Origin of the sequence: Roseburia sp. 1XD42-34 (assembly GCF_009917385.1) — a bacterium.
Taxonomy (GTDB): Bacteria; Bacillota; Bacilli; order Bacillales; family Amphibacillaceae; genus Virgibacillus.
In genome coordinates this window covers 39,588-55,962 of the sequence record NZ_QWLJ01000001.1, presented here as the reverse complement: position 1 = coordinate 55,962, position 16,375 = coordinate 39,588, and the positions used below count along the sequence as shown (strand labels likewise).

15 protein-coding genes, 1 riboswitch and 1 other annotated feature are annotated in these 16,375 nt (G+C 38.7%); of the genes, 12 read left to right on the top strand and 3 right to left on the bottom strand.

Annotated elements, in window-relative coordinates:
* Window positions 1-285 precede the first annotated feature (285 nt).
* Window positions 286-388: riboswitch (TPP riboswitch) on the top strand.
* Between the two features lie 198 nt (window positions 389-586).
* Genes D1839_RS00235 through D1839_RS00220 form a run of 5 tightly spaced genes read left to right on the top strand, consistent with a single transcriptional unit; the run spans window position 587 to window position 4,116 of the window.
* Window positions 587-1,210: a YkoF family thiamine/hydroxymethylpyrimidine-binding protein gene (locus D1839_RS00235; RefSeq protein WP_120377887.1), complete on the top strand. Its 624-nt coding sequence runs from the start codon at window positions 587-589 to the stop codon at window positions 1,208-1,210.
* A complete protein-coding gene (locus D1839_RS20245; RefSeq protein ID WP_199689866.1) occupies window positions 1,203-1,433 on the top strand; it encodes an ECF transporter S component in 231 nt (76 codons plus the stop codon). The genes D1839_RS00235 and D1839_RS20245 overlap by 8 nt, the downstream gene beginning before the upstream one ends.
* Complete coding sequence (locus tag D1839_RS00230; protein ID WP_199689865.1) at window positions 1,405-1,785, top strand: ECF transporter S component; 381 nt, start codon at window positions 1,405-1,407, stop codon at window positions 1,783-1,785. The genes D1839_RS20245 and D1839_RS00230 overlap by 29 nt, the downstream gene beginning before the upstream one ends.
* Window positions 1,782-3,434, top strand: a complete 1,653-nt coding sequence (locus tag D1839_RS00225) for an ABC transporter ATP-binding protein (protein WP_120377886.1) — start codon at window positions 1,782-1,784, stop codon at window positions 3,432-3,434. Before D1839_RS00230 ends, D1839_RS00225 begins: the two co-directional genes overlap by 4 nt.
* A complete protein-coding gene (locus tag D1839_RS00220) occupies window positions 3,415-4,116 on the top strand; it encodes an energy-coupling factor transporter transmembrane component T family protein (RefSeq protein ID WP_199689864.1) in 702 nt (233 codons plus the stop codon). The genes D1839_RS00225 and D1839_RS00220 overlap by 20 nt, the downstream gene beginning before the upstream one ends.
* Window positions 4,117-4,248: 132 nt before the next feature.
* Here the strand turns inward: D1839_RS00220 and D1839_RS00215 are convergent, their stop codons facing one another.
* Window positions 4,249-4,560, bottom strand: coding sequence for a CHY zinc finger protein (locus D1839_RS00215; protein ID WP_120377885.1), 312 nt, complete (start codon window positions 4,558-4,560; stop codon window positions 4,249-4,251).
* 210 nt (window positions 4,561-4,770) lie between these two features.
* Here D1839_RS00215 and rplK point away from each other — a divergent pair, with 210 nt between their 5' ends.
* The 7 genes from rplK to D1839_RS00180 all read left to right on the top strand — a co-directional run bounded on the left by rplK (window position 4,771) and on the right by D1839_RS00180 (window position 11,722).
* Complete coding sequence (gene rplK, locus D1839_RS00210) at window positions 4,771-5,190, top strand: 50S ribosomal protein L11 (RefSeq protein WP_120377884.1); 420 nt, start codon at window positions 4,771-4,773, stop codon at window positions 5,188-5,190.
* A 1,013-nt stretch (window positions 5,191-6,203) separates the two neighbouring features.
* A complete protein-coding gene (locus D1839_RS00205; protein WP_120377883.1) occupies window positions 6,204-6,713 on the top strand; it encodes a DUF4178 domain-containing protein in 510 nt (169 codons plus the stop codon).
* 29 nt (window positions 6,714-6,742) lie between these two features.
* Window positions 6,743-7,411 carry a PspA/IM30 family protein gene (locus D1839_RS00200; protein WP_120377882.1) on the top strand — a complete coding sequence of 223 codons (669 nt, stop codon included), beginning with the start codon at window positions 6,743-6,745 and terminating at the stop codon, window positions 7,409-7,411.
* 320 nt (window positions 7,412-7,731) lie between these two features.
* Complete coding sequence (locus D1839_RS00195; RefSeq protein WP_120377881.1) at window positions 7,732-8,331, top strand: DUF4247 domain-containing protein; 600 nt, start codon at window positions 7,732-7,734, stop codon at window positions 8,329-8,331.
* Window positions 8,332-8,365: 34 nt separating this feature from the next.
* Window positions 8,366-8,761, top strand: a complete 396-nt coding sequence (locus D1839_RS00190; protein WP_120377880.1) for a DUF350 domain-containing protein — start codon at window positions 8,366-8,368, stop codon at window positions 8,759-8,761.
* 577 nt (window positions 8,762-9,338) lie between these two features.
* The gene (locus D1839_RS00185; protein ID WP_120377879.1) at window positions 9,339-9,644 is read left to right on the top strand and encodes a hypothetical protein; all 306 of its coding nucleotides are present in this window, start codon (window positions 9,339-9,341) and stop codon (window positions 9,642-9,644) included.
* Between the two features lie 527 nt (window positions 9,645-10,171).
* A complete protein-coding gene (locus D1839_RS00180; protein WP_199689863.1) occupies window positions 10,172-11,722 on the top strand; it encodes a polyamine aminopropyltransferase in 1,551 nt (516 codons plus the stop codon).
* Window positions 11,723-12,225: 503 nt separating this feature from the next.
* Here the strand turns inward: D1839_RS00180 and erm are convergent.
* Both erm and thrS read right to left on the bottom strand, forming a co-directional pair.
* Window positions 12,226-13,113 carry a 23S ribosomal RNA methyltransferase Erm gene (gene erm, locus D1839_RS00175; RefSeq protein WP_120377877.1) on the bottom strand — a complete coding sequence of 296 codons (888 nt, stop codon included), beginning with the start codon at window positions 13,111-13,113 and terminating at the stop codon, window positions 12,226-12,228.
* A 513-nt stretch (window positions 13,114-13,626) separates the two neighbouring features.
* Window positions 13,627-15,546 carry a threonine--tRNA ligase gene (thrS, locus tag D1839_RS00170; protein WP_120377876.1) on the bottom strand — a complete coding sequence of 640 codons (1,920 nt, stop codon included), beginning with the start codon at window positions 15,544-15,546 and terminating at the stop codon, window positions 13,627-13,629.
* 318 nt (window positions 15,547-15,864) lie between these two features.
* Window positions 15,865-16,089 (bottom strand) — a binding site (T-box leader).
* Window positions 16,090-16,375: the final 286 nt, after the last annotated feature.

The following is a 16,375-nucleotide window of genomic DNA, read 5'->3' as shown; positions in this document are numbered from 1 at the left end:
CATTATAACACAAGAAAGCCAATAGATTAGTTGGGAGAATATGACTTTTTTGTCCGGTAAATGAATTAGTCAAGTATAAATACCCACTTAAGATGCTAAAATCCGAACACTATTGAAAAAATGATCATCTAAAGATTACTATTCTCATCTGGAAGGGAAATGGTGGACTGCGGCGATTTAGTTATGGGTTATCGAGCAACCTATTTGTACACTTCGGACGAATTGGTTGTGCACTTTATCGTTCTATACTATAATCACTATAACATATGATTAAAATTGCATAGCTAATTGCACTAGGGGAGCTATTTTAGATGGCTGAGAGGAACTATTCCGACCCTTATTACCCGATCTAGATAATACTAGCGTGGGGAAGTGCAGTCGTGACCAACTTACACTTAAGAAATTCTGTTACATGATAATTGGCGAAGACTGCATTCCCAGCGAATGCAGTTTTTTTGTATGTAAAAATAGGACTACACACTGTTTTTCTAAGACGAAATGAGGTAGCCATGGATCAGGAAGTATTACTTAGCGCTAGTGCCATCAAAGAGGTACAGCTTATATAAACTTTAGGGAGGAAGGACGAATGAAAGATCGAGATCAAACCATTATTTGCAACCAAATTAGAATTGCAGGATGTGATTTTGCGCTTTACCCAATGACAGATCAATTTGTAAATGTCATTATGAAAGCATTAGAAGCAGTAGATACATCAAAGGTGTGGGTAAAAACAACAGACGTCGGCACATGTGTCAGAGGGAAAATCGCTCATGTATTCGATGTTACCAAGGCCTTGTTTCTCCATGCCGCCCAGACGGGACATCATGTTGTATTTAGCGGAACATATTCCATAGGCTGTCCTGGAGATTCCGCTGGCGAGGTTTTCTTAGCAGAAGATAATATACGACTAAACGAAGCAAAAAACAGGAAGATTCAACAAAATGTAGCTGGAAAATTTTCTCTCTATCCATTGGGCGGTGACAACTATATGGATATAGTTTACAGTCAAATTGAAGCAATGAAGCAGGAAGGTATCCACGTATCATCGATTCACTATGCCACTCGTTTAGATGGAGAAGGAAAGGATGTATTTAATGGTTTAGAACAAGTATTCACCAATATGGAAAAGAGCAACTCTTCTCACACGGTTATGACGGTAACGATCTCCGCTAATAGTCCATCTAAAAAGGATGTGGATAAAAGTGAGTAATTGGCGATTAAAAGAAATCATTGTCATGGCAGTGTTATCGGTCGTATTTGGAATTGTTTATTTAGCTTTTCTCCCTATAGGAAAGCTGCTTGCATCCTTTATGGGACCTATAGGTTACGATTTTATTTTTGGTATCTGGTTTATCGTATCCATCTATTGCAGCTTATATTTTACGGAAGCCTGGGGCTGCGTTTTTGTCCGAAACCATTGCAGCTACTGTTGAAATGCTATTAGGGAACGCGATGGGGCCAATTATTATTGTGACAGGGATCATTCAAGGTCTTGGCGCTGAGGCAGCTTTTGCTGCTACAAGGTATAAACGCTATTCCTTGTGGGTGTTGATGCTTGCCGGTGTAGGCGCAGCAATCTTTAGTTTTATTTGGGGCTATTTTCGTAGTGGCTATGCGGCTTTAAGCACGCCTTATGTAGTAAGCATGCTCGTAGTTAGAATGCTGAGCGGGGCAATTATTTCTGGTATGCTTGGAAAAGCAATTAGTGACTCACTTGCAAAAACGGGTGTACTGTCCAGCTTCGCTCTAGGTAAACAAATGCATAAAGAGAGGTCAGTATCATGATACACGTGAACGAGCTTTCTCTTTGGTTTGAAGGACATGAACAACCCATTATCAGCAAACTATCCTTTTATCTGAATGCTGGTGAAACGATGCTCTTACTTGGACCGAGCGGAAGTGGAAAAAGCACGTTAACCTGTTGCTTAAATGGGATCTATCCTCGAGAACTCGATGGAATAATGGAAGGAAAAGTCCATGTTTTCGATAAAAATGTACAAGCTACAAAACCTGGGGAAATCAGCAAGCATGTCGGTGTCGTATTTCAAGATCCCGAGAGTCAATTTTGTATGTTAACTGTAGAGGATGAAATCGCTTTTGGGCTGGAAAATATAAATACGCCAAGGGAAAAAATCGCAGCCAAAATTGATGAAGCATTACATCTCGTTCATTTAAAGGAATATAGAGAAGCTACCATCCAGTCTCTTTCAGGAGGACAAAAACAGAAGCTAGCGCTATCCTGTGTTTTAGCGCTAGAACCAGACTTCGTTATCCTAGATGAGCCTACCGCTAACTTAGACCCGTTTGCTAAGCAAGAATTCATCCAAGCGATGAAAAACATCCAACAGGAAAAGAAAATTGGACTTATTGTTATTGAACATCAGCTAGAAGACTGGGTCTCTTTTATACAACGAGCTTGTATATTATCAGGACAGGGACAGTGTATTTTTGATGGTTCGTTAACAGAAGCAATTACGAAGAATGCTCCGCTTTTGCAATCACTAGGGATTGCTCTTCCACCAATTACGGAGCTCGTATTAAATGCTTCTGCAAACAAGCAAGCTTCTTTTACGTCTATCCCACTAACGTATAGCAATTTTTCCACACATGTTTCCTATTTAGATCAGGAATGTTTGGATCAACCGACTGCCAGAAACCAAAATACAAATACCGTGCTTGAAGCACATCATTTGAATCTGGCGAAAAACAAGCGGCAAATATTACAGCAAATTACGTGTACGTTGCAGCAACCGTCGTTTATTGCAATTACCGGAGCGAACGGCAGTGGAAAAACCTCGTTGACTCGGCTGTTAGCAGGAATTGAGCCCCCTTCTACAGGATATATATATGTTAACCATCGTTTACTTAAACATTGGAAACCAAAAGAATTACGGCAACAAATTGGCTATGTATTTCAAAATCCAGAACATCAATTTATTACAGATAGTGTGTTTGAAGAAATTGCTTATACTTTACGGTTAAGAGCATATTCCGAAGCAACGATTAAAGAAAAAGTCTTCCATACATTAGAAAGTTGCCAATTGCAAGGGATGGAGCATCGACATCCTTATACATTAAGTCAAGGTCAAAAACGCCGCCTCAGTGTGGCGACGATGATTGTGGATGAACAAAGCATCTTGTTCCTAGATGAACCGACCTTTGGACAGGATGCTGCCTCTAACCGTGAACTGATGCGGTTATTAAAAGAACAATACAAAAATGGAACAACGATTATTATGGTGACACACGATATGGACATTGTCGATCAATATGCGGATCGGGTTATCGTATTGGCAAACGGTCAAATCGTCATAGATGAAACTCCTGATCGGCTATGGGAACGGCCGTGTTTAAACAAATGGCATTTGAATTATCCGACACGAATTAAATTAAAACGGCATATGGAGGGGCCCCATGACTACATTGCTAAATAACATCAATCCAAGTATAAAAGCAATTACTGTCGTTATTTCTGTTTGCCTATTAACATTCGTGTTTGATCCATTTACACCACTTGTTTATTGTATTCTAACGATACTGCTCACTTTCTTGTTTGGAAAAGTTGCTTGGAAAATATATCTGGTTTATTTTTTAGTTATTTGTCTTTTATCGATTGGCATGCTTTGGACGGCAGTCGCCTTTGCAGATGAACCAAATAACCCTCAGTTAACGATGCAATTTCTCTTTTGGGAATTACCGAAAGAAAATGTTACCGTTGCCCTATCTTTAACCTTTCGTATGCTAGCATTTGCTGCTTTATCGTTTATGTTTATTTTCACGACCAACATGGTCCATTTTATTCTAAGCCTTATGCAACAATGCAAACTGCCGCCTAAACTCGCATATGGAATACTTGCAGGCTATCGCTTTTTACCTTTGATGCGAGATGAGCTACAACAAATTCGCGCCGCCCATCAAGTAAGAGGAGTCAATCGAGCCTCTAGTTTAAAGGAAACCATACAGCAGTACAAGCGCTATGCTATCCCATTACTTGCCGGCGCTATTCGGAAAGCCGAACGAACAGCCATTGCCATGGAATCAAAAGGCTTCAGTGGGGAAAGAATCGTTCCTTTTATCGGCAGTATCGGGTTACTTTTATCGATTGGCTTTTTTTAGGAGGCATGATTGTTCTGTTCGCAATCATCGTAGCTATCTCTATTAAATTGGGATATTTCAACTGGTACAAAGGACAATTTTAAGAACAGAAGCTTGGTTAGATATGATACATATCGTCTGTCCTATCGTGATTTAAGCAAAATAAAAATGATGATGCAGCCTGCACCCTTCATTGAATACAGAACCGCAATACGTACACTGATTGATATGCAAATAATGCTCAATCGTAAATTCTGTTTTACAGACACCACATAAAATAGCTTTCTGGTTAAACTGATCTTTTGGCCAAACCTCTATGGGATGACTTTCGGCATATTGATGACATTGATAGCAAGGATAATACTTTTGGCAACACTTAAACTTAATGGCAATAACATCTTTTGGCGAATGATAGTGAACACATCGAGTTTCTTGATCGACTACTTGCCCAAAAATAGGAACCATTCTTTCTCCCCCTTCCAAAATTAGGTATGGTTGGCGATCACCCCAAATTATTTTAATAAACCGCTATCCTTTAACATTTTTCTGAAAAATGCATAGTGGAAATAGATCATGAATTGAAAATGATTAAAAATACTTGTAATACCTATTGACTCTCACGTTACGATAGACCTTATACTCCTTTTTAGTTACTTATGGAAAGGAGTATAGACGATGAAACATATAACTAAAATTATGAAACTTGAATTAGAAGCAGGTGAAGCGAACCCAGCAAAGGTTGGAAAGGATTTGGCTTCAACGGGAATTAATCTGTTACAATTTTGCAAAGTATATAATGAACGGACTAAAGGTAAATCGGGAGAAATTATTCCAGCTAGAATAACTATCTATGACGATCGCACATTTTCTATCCAATTAAAAACTCCCCCGGCTGCCTTTCTATTGAAAAAGTACGCTACTATCACTAAAGGCGCTAATACAACTGGTCATCAACAGGTTGGTATGATCACACAAGCTCAACTAAAGAAAATTGCTGAGATTAAATTACCTGATTTAAACACAACCCGTATAGAAAGTGCCATGAAGATGATAGCAGGAACAGCTAAGAGCATGGGAATTCGCGTAGAAGATTAATAACCTACTAAGTGATTAACTTCCATTATTTTATCATAACGATGCTTTGTCATTAATTGTTGTATAGGAAACTATAAAATGAGTTGTTTGGAGATAACGAAATAACCGACTAATCACGTCCGGTGCAAGCGCTCAGCAACATACGTTTCACCAAATCGCCTACAATAAGTCATCGTCGGTCCGTCGCTAAGAGGAAGCCGACTAAAAACGGGCTTGCCACCCAGACGTCAGCATATCCCTGCTTTCGTGGTATGATTGATTTATCCGTAAAAAAGCGTTGTAGCCCCCCCGCGGAATGGAAGATGTGAGTTGAACAAGTCGAAGCAGGTGGTAACAACAACTAAATCCACGATTCGTTCCATTCGCTACGTTGCTAAACAGGCGCCCCGTGCCTTTGTTCCACTATAGGAAAGTATAAGATTTTTTTGGATTATAGTATAAGAAAAACTATAGCTTCCACCATAGATTGGGCAGTAAGCCAAGTTTTTCTAATCTAAAAGACGTTACTTTGGCTTGTCTGCACCTGCCACCAAACTGCACCCCCATTGTTAGAGACACATCGGCTCATTGGCGGTGCAGTTGTTAGTTATCCGTATACTCTATAAAATTCGCCGATGTCCACAGTCAAATCGCTCGCAGTTCACAAAAAAATTGGTATTATTTACAGTTAGGTTGTTGGAAGATTACAATTAATTCTCCGGAGTTCGAAAATTTGGTACTAAACAGGATTCAATTACAAATATACAAAGCTGAACCACTGAAAAAATTGTGTTAGGTTTTTCGCTAAGCTTTTTTAATATCATAGATACTAATCGATGAATTAACGTCACAGCAAAATTCATAGGTCTTTATTAACACCCTGCGCGCCTCATTCCACTTCCTGTTTTTTCCGGTTCAAGACAAAAGAATCATTCCGCAAAAAAATTTAATAAATTTTTTCAAACGTGAAACTTATACATTTTTTATTCGTACTAGTATAATGAAGATATGCTAAGAAAAGCTGAGGTGAATACATGAGTATATTGGGGCGTTTATTTGGCAACAAAAAAGAAACAACTAAGCCAATTGTGGAAAGAAATATGTTTAATTTGCAAATAAATGATATTGTCACATTTGACCTGGAAGACTATAAAGTCGTAGGGAAAATCGACTATGACGATCACGGATTCAAATGGTATGCATATCAACTAGAAGGTACGCATAAAACGTTATGGTTAAGCGTAGAAATGGATGATGAACTTAATCTTGGTATATATGAGAAAATTAAATTACCTATTCAAGACCCTATTCCTAAAAAAATTTCCTACGAAGGAACAACGTTTTACTTGGATGAATCTGGGAAAGCTCGCGTAGTGGGAGCCGGTCGAAGTGAAAACTTAACTGGACTAACTTGTGAATACTACGATTTTTATGACGATTCAGACGGAAAGTCACTTTCGTTAGAAAAATGGGGCAATGAAATCGAAGCGAGCATTGGCTATGAAATTGAAGAATATGAATTAAAAATTATCGCTAGTAGTTAATAATAATAAATATAAATGGAGGAATGATGATGTTTAAATTTTTCAAACGTATGAAAACTGTTGTAGAATCTGAATTAAACGCTGCTTTAGATAAAGCAGAAGACCCTGTAAAAATGCTCGATCAATTTATGCGTGATATGGAAGAAGATATTCGCGAGGCAGAAGCTGCTGTTGCCAAACAAATTGCAAACGAAAAAATGATGCACCGTAAATATGAAGATGCACAAAAAATGGTGAAAAAGCGTGAAGAACAAGCTTTGAAAGCAGTAGAAGCAGGAAATGATGACCTTGCTAAACGTGCGTTGGAAGATAAAAAATTACATCAGCAAACAGCTGATTCCTTAAAAGAATCTTATGAGCGTGCAAAACAAGACTCTACGGTATTACGCCAGAAGCTAGATGAAATGAAGGCAGAATATCAGGAAATGAAGTTGAAAAAGGATTCCTTGAAAGCACGGGCAGAATCTGCAAAAACAAGAACAAAAATGAACCGTACCTTATCTGGTATTGGTAGCGACGAATCCAAACAAGGCTTTGAACGCATGGAAGAAAAAGTGCTTAAATATGAAGCAGAAGCAGAAACAAGCGAGGACATGCAAAGTTCCAGCCGAAGCCTTGATGACGAATTCGAAGCACTGGAGAAAAGTGATGTCGATGATGAACTTGCTGCCCTAAAGAAAAAACTAGGCAAAGAATAACCTCCAGATAGAAATATAACAGATAAAGAAAACCTTTGTTCAGCAGGAGTTTGCATCGATATCCTACTGCAATGAAATAGTGTCGCCTCTCGCGATCGACATCTTACAGGCTCAGTGGATCGGGCATAGGTGGCGTTGTCTCCTACCCAAACCATTTTTTGTATCTAGAGCTCCTTGAAGTGGGAGACTCCACACGCCTTATATGTAGGGTAAATTTATACACATTCTATGCAACGTTAACGAATAAGATAAGTTAGGCGCTCAGGATGGTGTCTTCCTGAGCGCCTTTACTTAGATTCTCAAAAAAAGAAGGTGAGAATATGAAGCGTTCACTTTCCTTTGTCCTGGTATCTTTATTGCTCTTTCTAACCGCTTGTGGAAGTCAGGCCAATACCTCAGAAGGAACTCTGTTTGAACATGATATTGCTGAATTTATTAATCAAAATTATACATTTCAAGACGTTGTTTCTAGTCAAGAGAATTCCTCTGATATATCTGAAATATACATAGCTGAGGACAAAAGCATGGATGAGGTAGTAAACGAGCTTCAGGAGCATGAAGAACCCGAAAAGTTAAGTGAAAGAAGCGATAACAAGCAAGCCCTTATTTATGATAACTTGTTTGTAATCGTAACAGAAGATGAAGATCACCCGGAAGATTCAACAGTTGAAATTGCCGAACAGCAATTCGTACGGGATAATTATAATCCGAGCTTTTTTAATGGTTTATTTGCACTTTGGTTATTGGATGAAGTTTTAGACGTTGATGATTGGGGGAAGAAGCGTCAAAATAAATGTAAAAATTCCAGAGACTGTTATGGTGGCTACCAATCTTCGGGCGGTTTATATAAGAAATCGAGTGATTCAAAATCGATCCGTTCTTCCTCTGTTCGAGGTGGCGGCCCAGGTGCTGGTAAATAATGCGAGTAATTAAAGAAAAGAAAGGATGAACTTCATGGAACCATTTGCTTCAACTTTGATATACTTTTTCGTGGCTATTTTTATTGTACTTATAGGCTTAATTATTTTTGAACTGATGACACAGAAATACAAAGATTGGGATGAAGTTTTAAAAGGGAATCATGCTGTAGCTTTATCAATCGGCGGAAAAATCGTTGGAATTTGTATTGTACTTGCCTTCTCTATCTATAATAGTGCCAATATCATTGATACACTCATCTGGGGTGGTGTAGGGATCGTCCTGCAAATGGCAGCTTACTTGTTGTTCCAATTGTTCACGCGTAATTTCTCCGTGGAAGAACAGTTACAAAAAGGTAATATAGCTGTTGGAATTATCAGCATGAGTGTATCCATTGGACTTGGATTTGTAATTGGGGCATCTATCACTTAAGAACCCCCACGAAAGAACAAAGGCGCAGAGCGCCCGGTTAGCAACGTAGCGACTGGAACGAAGCAACTAAAGTTTTAGGAATCAGGTGAGGTACGAACCAATGATGACTTATCGTAGAGCGATTCGTGAAGTCGCCTAGTTGCTGGGTGCTTAAGCCGGACGTGACTATTCCGTTATTCACTTATACCAAAGCAACAAATTTTATACTTTCTTGTCTTCTAAAAAAGGCTAATGTGATACTAAGAAATACCTTAATCTATGAGAGTAAAACAAATTGTAATGATTGCAATCGGCCTATTAGTCGATTGCCTTTTTTTAAACATTCTCATAAGATTAATCTATGAATATTGCATGAATTGAAGTTTTTTTAAAAGATAAAGTGGATCTTGTTGTCGTTCACCCTTAAGACTTGCTAGTAGCTCAAAGTATGCCTAAAGGTCACTTACGAAATAGGGTGTTTAGGAGCTGTTATCTCCCACTTAGACTTGTTGCAGTATAGATACCCAACCCCTAAAGTGGAATCTAACAGCACCTTATATGCGGGATAAAATTAGACAAGGGAAAAGGAGAATCAGATATGCATAATATTGGTAGTCTCGTGCTTGGATTAATTGCCTGGATACTTCCTATTGTTAGTCTCATGAAATATAAAAAACAAACCTATCAAAATTGGGCCATTCTTTCCATTATAAGCATTAGTGCTTGTGCTATTTCGCTAGGCTTACAAATTTTCAATAGCTATCATCTAGTAAAGCTGGAAGATTGGTCTGCTCTTATGGATACAATGGGGGCTGTAGCAATCATTGCCGCAGTTCTTCTATTCGTTACCATCCTTTTAAATATACTTAATTTAATTATATACCATCGTAAAAGCATAAAGTAGAACGTTCCATTATCGTTTGCAAGTTTGAACTTAGTCAGTCATTATGCCAATGATACATTTATAGCATTCTTCTATGTACCGGATCAATATCCAGGAGAACGTACCTTTACAAACTTGTTCAAATTTTTGATTCATGTAAAAATAGTAAGGTACATATGCTATTTCTACCAAGTGAAACAAGGATAGTGTGGGGCAGTATTTTGGTCTATCGAATAGACATACATTAAAAGCTCTAACACCTATTCTTCTCACGTAGAAGTGTATGTATAAAGTGAACCTTCCATCAGTGGAGGTTTCATTCATCCCCCACGGCTTGGTAGTACCGTAATGGTATGACATAAAGGGTCTCTAAAACGAATCAGGCATTGAGGTGCTGTTATCTCCCACTTAGACTTGTTTCAGCAGATTATCCAACTCCTGAAGTTGGGAGTTTTACAACACTTTATATGCGGGATAAGTTATGTTTCTAAGAACCTTTAAGCCTCTCATGAACCGTTAACATGATTTTTTTACAAGGAGACTTACGTGTGAATCATTTAAGCATTAAACAAAGCAAAGCCATTTATTGGGCCTCTGGAATCGTATCTATATGTGGAATCATTTTTGAAGTTTTATTTGGAGCAGCTGGCTCTTACTTACTGGGAGATGGTGTAAAACAATACACTCTCACCATTTCACTCTTTTTAACCGGTATGGGAATTGGTGCGACGCTTAGTGAAAAAGTAACCAAGAATTTAATTTTATCGTTTGTTTGGATTGAATTCGCAATCGGTTTAATAGGTGGTTTTTCTACCTTTGTATTATTTGGAGTTACTGCCTTTTTAAGTTCGGGAATGGATGCTTTCTTTCTTTACTTTATCACCTTAGTAGTTGGCGCACTTACAGGAGTTGAACTCCCAATTTTAATTCGTAAAGCAAATGAAATTGGCGTCACCTTACAAAAAAGTACGGCAAGAGTTCTATTCTCAGATTACGCAGGTGGACTCATTGGTGGCTTGCTTTTCGTTTATTTGTTCCGTCCACAATTCGGATTAGTTAAGTCTGCCTTTATTGTAGCGCTTATTAACGTCATTGTTGCCTTATGGATTCTAGTCTATTTTAAGAAAGAGATTCAGACATTTAAGCGACATTTTATCGCTGGCATTATTATATTCATGGTGTTAGTTCTTGGCGTTATCTTCGGGGAGAAGACTGCCTTTCTCTTTGAACAAAAATTATATAATGACCCGATCATTTATAACGAACAAACCGGTTATCAACAAGTTATCTTAACAAAAGAGCAAGGAGACCTGCGCCTTTTTTTAGATGGACAACTGCAATTTAGTTCAACAGATGAATATCGCTATCACGAAGTACTCGTCCACCCCGCTATGGCTGCTGCTTCTTCGGTTGAAAATGTTCTTGTGCTAGGGGGCGGAGATGGGCTAGCATTACGAGAATTACAAAAATACGATGACATAAAATCCATGACGCTTGTTGATTTAGACCCCAAAGTAACCCACCTTGGCAAAAATCACCATGAGATTACGGAGCTAAATCAACAGGCTTTTGAAGATGAACGGGTAAAGATTGTGAATGCAGACGCTTTTAAATACTTACAAGATCATCAAGAGCTATACGATGTTATACTTGTTGATATGCCCGACCCTAACAATGAATCCTTAAATAAGCTCTATACCCTTGAATTTTATCAGCTTGTTCGTAATCACTTGCGTCCCGGAGGCGCTATGATGGTACAGGCAACAAGCCCGACTTTTGCTACAGAAGTGTATTGGTCGATTGATAAAACCATTCAAGCAGCTGAATTATATACAGACAACCTCCATGTAGACGTTCCTAGCTTTGGCGATTGGGGGTTTATACTGGCAAAGCGCGAGGAATTTGATTTAGAGGATATGGATATTTCTGTTAATACTAAGTTTCTAACCAACGATGTATTAAATGGACTAGCAACGTTTGGCAAGGACATTGATCAACATATTGTGGATAAAAAAGGCAACAAAATAGCTCTAGACGTCAATACATTAATCCGCCCTACCTTGATTGAAAAATACGAAAAAGCATGGCAAAGTTATTAAAACAAGTAGCTTACCCTTAGGTGCTACTTGCTTTTTTATAAGGTAGGAAACTATAAAATAAGGTGCTTGGGGATAACGAAATAACCGACTAGCCACGTCCAGCGCGTGAGCCCAGCAATGATGAGACTTTAGAAATACGTCCTACGATAATGTCTTATCGGTTCATCGCAAAAGGAAGACCGACTAAAAACAGGCTTGCCGCCCAGAATACCCCAGTTTTAGTGGCATGTTTCCTTTATCCCGTAAAAAGGCGTTGTAGACCCCCACGGTCTAAGAATGGAAGATATGAGCTGAACAAGTCGAAGCGGGAGATAACAACACCAAAATATCCCATTCGTTCCAGGGCCTTTAGGTCATACCCTGGTGGTACTAACCATCAGCGGGGAGGAAGAAAACCCCGCTGGTGGAAGGTTCACTTTATCTTTCGTTGATTCGTTTCATTCGCTACGTTGCTAAACGGGCCTTGCGCCTTTGTTTATATACTTTTACAGACGACTCAACACTCAACGCTTTTTACTCCTGCTTCGTTTATGCAAACCTTTTTTCGGATTAGTTGGCTTAGGCCATAGCGGCCGTGCAACATGCTGAATCATCGTATAAAATACAACCTGCCATTGCTCCTCTGTAAGCGATCCAATCATTGTAGGAGATTTCACGCCCAAATTTCTTTTCAAATGTTTCATTTGCGGAGCAGTGAATACACCTTTAAAAACCATTTCCATACTTGCTTTTGGCTGCTTAAGTGCGTATTGAGCAAGGCCTAGAAAAGCCATATAATGCTTATTTTCAATGAGCGGCTGGCTTTTTCTCGTTATTTTGATCATCGCAGAATCTACTTTTGGTGGTGGAGCGAAGCAATCTTTTGAAATATCTTTCACATAGGTAAGATCAAACCACATCCGCCAAACTAGTACATAAGCATTCCTTATAAACGTTGCAGTAAATCGCTTGCCCGCCCCTTTTTCCATAATAATGACTCCTCGGTCAAGCGCTCCTGAAGGGTGATTGAGTAACATCTTCATAATTGGTGTCGTAATAGCGTATGGAATACTAGCTACCACAACGTATTTATTTTTAGGCAAATTTATTTTTAAAATATCTTCATGAATGATTTGCGTGTTTTTATTTTTGACTGTTTTCAATTTTAATATTTGAACAAACGTATTATCATATTCTACCGCCAACACTGTAGCTGCTTTTTGTGCTAAGATGGTCGTTAATGCCCCCTTGCCTGCACCTAGCTCCAATACGGTATCCTGCTTGCTGACAGAAGCTTTCTTGATCATTTCATATAATACTTGTTTTTTATGGAGTAAATGTTGTCCTAAGTAATTGGGGGGTTCCCCTCTACTTAGTTTTTTCCCGCTATACTTATGCATTTTCTTCGTCATCATACTTCTTCCTTTCCTAATCGTACTTAACTTGTTACATAAAAAAACACCAGCTATTGCCAGTGATTTTTAAAGTAAAAGGAAGGAGGTCATCATGATACGTATCGTATACGTTAACCAGGCTATTTAGTCTCCATTCAGAATTGTATTTTTAGTTTCCCCAGAGATGTAATGCAAATCGAAGCCTATATTTGAATATATAACCACCACTATTTAATAGCAGCAAATCCATGGCTAACGATAGGCATTATTTGTACAAGCTATTCAAGCACAAAAAAGAAAGGTGTTACGAGACACCTTTCCCATCATCCGTTCTATGAAAATGAGGTTTTTAAAAAAGGACAGACTAATCCCGCTTACTCCGCAATCACTGGCAGAGCTTTTGAACATATGAAATTACCTGTTCAAAGTTACGAAACGTAGTCTACCTGAATTCATACTTTTAATAAGCCTCCTTTTCTATTCTTCTTATATTATATATCCTGTAGTTTAAACTGTCAAAACATTCCTGTGTTATAATACTCTTTCTCTTAATTGCTGGTTCAATTTTTTCAAAAAGTCATCTAATGTTTCCTTCTCTGATTGCTTTCTTCCATACTTCCTTACATTAATTGTAGCAGTCTCTTCCTCATGGTCACCAATCACCACTGTATAGGGTATTTTTTGCATTTGTGCTTCTCTTATCTTATAGCCCAACTTTTCTTCTCTTTCATCTAATTCAACCCTGATTCCATCCTGTTTTAAAGTAGATTCCACTGCTTTACAATATTCCAAATGTACATTGGAAACTGGGATGAGTTGAACTTGAACGGGTGCAAGCCAAACAGGAAAAGCACCAGCAAAGTGTTCAATTAGAATACCGAAAAACCGATCGATCGAACCATATATGGCGCGATGAATTACGACAGGACGAACCTTTTCATTATTTTCATTAATATAGGATAGATCAAATTTCTCCGGCATTTGAAAATCTAATTGAATCGTAGCACATTGATGACTGCGCCCAAGAGCGTCCCTAATATGAAAGTCAATTTTTGGCCCATAGAATGCACCATCTCCTTCATTTAATTGGTAAGGAACGGCTAACTGATGTAAAACATTTTGGAGCGCTTGTTCAGATGCTTCCCATAAATGATCTTCCCCCAGGGACTTTTCTGGACGCGTAGATAACTCTACTGTGTAAGAAAAACCAAATGTTTGGTAAACCTGATCAATTAACTGAAATACCTGCGCGATTTCCGCTTCGATTTGATCCTTTCTAACAAAAATATGGGCATCATCCTGACAGAAAGTTCGTACACGTAACATACCATTCAGCGCCCCACTATACTCATGGCGATGGACCTGACCAAATTCTGCTATTCGAATCGGTAAGTCGCGATAAGAATAGAGCTTACTTTTATAAATCAACATATGACCAGGGCAATTCATCGGCTTCATTGCAAACTTCGTATCGTCTACTTCTGTAAAATACATATTCTCATGGTAATGATCCCAATGACCTGACTGCTCCCATAGCCGCTGGTTCATCATCAATGGAGTACGCACCTCATTGTAGGCTGCTTGGTTTTGTATCTCTCGCGAAAGCTTTTCTAACTCATTGCGAATAATTTGTCCCTTTGGCAAATAAAATGGCATTCCAGGTGCTTCTTCAGAAAACATAAACAACTGTAATTGTTTTCCTAATTTACGATGATCCCGTTTCTTTGCTTCAGCTATAAATTCCAGATGTGCTTTCAATTCTCCCTGTTTTTTAAACGCAAAACCATATATACGTTGCAGCATATCTCTGTCACTATTTCCACGCCAATATGCACCAGAAACATGTGATAATTGAAAGGCCTTAACACACCCTGTACTTGGAAGGTGGGGACCTCGGCAAAGATCAACGAATTCTCCTTGGCGATAAATAGTAATCGTTTCGTGCTTACTAAGATGCTCTAATATTTCTAACTTGAATGGTTCATTTCGTTCGGTAAATAATTCGACTGCCTTCTCATACGAAATGGTTTTTCGTATTATCGGCAAATTTTCCTTTATTATATGATGCATTTCAGCTTCGATATGCTGTAATTCATCTTCATGAAATGTGCCCTCTAGCTTAAAGTCATAATAAAATCCATGCTCAATCACTGGACCAATGCCAAGCTCTACGTTAGGATACAATCTTTTTACTGCTTGCGCTAGTACATGCGCAGTCGTATGTCTTAACACACTTACTCCTTCTTCTGATTCTAAAGTAAAAATTTCAACTCCAGCATTTTCCATTAGCTTATAGTTTACATCTACCATCTTTCCATTTACTTTTGCTGCTATCGCATTTTTACCTAAGCTTGAACTGATAGACGCAGCCACTTCTAAGATAGTAATCCCTTGTTGATATTTGTTCACCTTTCCATCTGTTAGTTGCACTTGAATTACGGAATTTGACATCTCCTATAACCTCCTTGAAATTTCATTATTGAACAAAGGCGCATTCCGCCCGTTTAGCAACGTAGCGACTGGAGCGAATCAACTAAAGTTTTAGAAACCATGCTACTAAAACAGGAGTATGCCGACGTCAGGGCGGCAACCCCGTTTATAATCGGTCTTCCTCTTAGCGACGAACCGATGAGACCTTATCGTAAGACGCATTTCTAAAGTCGCATCGTTGCTGGGCTCATGCGCTGGACGTGACTAGTCGGTTATTTCGTTATCCACAAGCACCTCATTTTTTAGTTTCCTATGGTACAAAAAACACATCCATCCCTAGAAAGGGACGAATGTGTTATCCGTGGTTCCACCCCATTTTCCAAACGGCAATACTTACCCTATTTGGCTTAATGTGCTGTAACGTAGCTTTACGGTATTGGTTACTTTGTTTCCCCAATACAGCTTATGAGGTGGTACATTATTTCCCATCACTAGGGAGCTCTCACCTTTTCTCCCCTCTCTGACAGCTGTAAAAATAATGCTTGCCCTCTTCATTGCTTTTGTTTATTTTCCTTTTCATAAAAATAAAGTAACCCTATTGCAATTGCTATATCCTCTTGCACCTACATTTTTAAACAAAATCAATCAGTGCAGTTATGATGCAGTCACCTACCTTTTCATGCTTTACCATTAAAAAAAACACATCCATCCCTAGAAAGGGACGAATGTGTTATCCGTGGTTCCACCCCATTTTCCAAACGGCAATACTACCTATTTGGCTTAATGTGCTGTAACGTAGCTTTACGGTATTGGTTACTTTGTTTCCCCAACACAGCTTATGAGGTGGTAC

Coding starts and splice junctions, on each gene's coding strand:
- D1839_RS00235 (WP_120377887.1), top strand. CDS start 587: ATGAAAGATCGAGATCAAACCATTATTTGCAACCAAATTAGAATTGCA.
- D1839_RS00225 (WP_120377886.1), top strand. CDS start 1,782: ATGATACACGTGAACGAGCTTTCTCTTTGGTTTGAAGGACATGAACAA.
- D1839_RS00220 (WP_199689864.1), top strand. CDS start 3,415: ATGACTACATTGCTAAATAACATCAATCCAAGTATAAAAGCAATTACT.
- D1839_RS00215 (WP_120377885.1), bottom strand. CDS start 4,560: ATGGTTCCTATTTTTGGGCAAGTAGTCGATCAAGAAACTCGATGTGTT.
- rplK (WP_120377884.1), top strand. CDS start 4,771: ATGAAACATATAACTAAAATTATGAAACTTGAATTAGAAGCAGGTGAA.
- D1839_RS00205 (WP_120377883.1), top strand. CDS start 6,204: ATGAGTATATTGGGGCGTTTATTTGGCAACAAAAAAGAAACAACTAAG.
- D1839_RS00200 (WP_120377882.1), top strand. CDS start 6,743: ATGTTTAAATTTTTCAAACGTATGAAAACTGTTGTAGAATCTGAATTA.
- D1839_RS00195 (WP_120377881.1), top strand. CDS start 7,732: ATGAAGCGTTCACTTTCCTTTGTCCTGGTATCTTTATTGCTCTTTCTA.
- D1839_RS00190 (WP_120377880.1), top strand. CDS start 8,366: ATGGAACCATTTGCTTCAACTTTGATATACTTTTTCGTGGCTATTTTT.
- D1839_RS00185 (WP_120377879.1), top strand. CDS start 9,339: ATGCATAATATTGGTAGTCTCGTGCTTGGATTAATTGCCTGGATACTT.
- erm (WP_120377877.1), bottom strand. CDS start 13,113: ATGACGAAGAAAATGCATAAGTATAGCGGGAAAAAACTAAGTAGAGGG.
- thrS (WP_120377876.1), bottom strand. CDS start 15,546: ATGTCAAATTCCGTAATTCAAGTGCAACTAACAGATGGAAAGGTGAAC.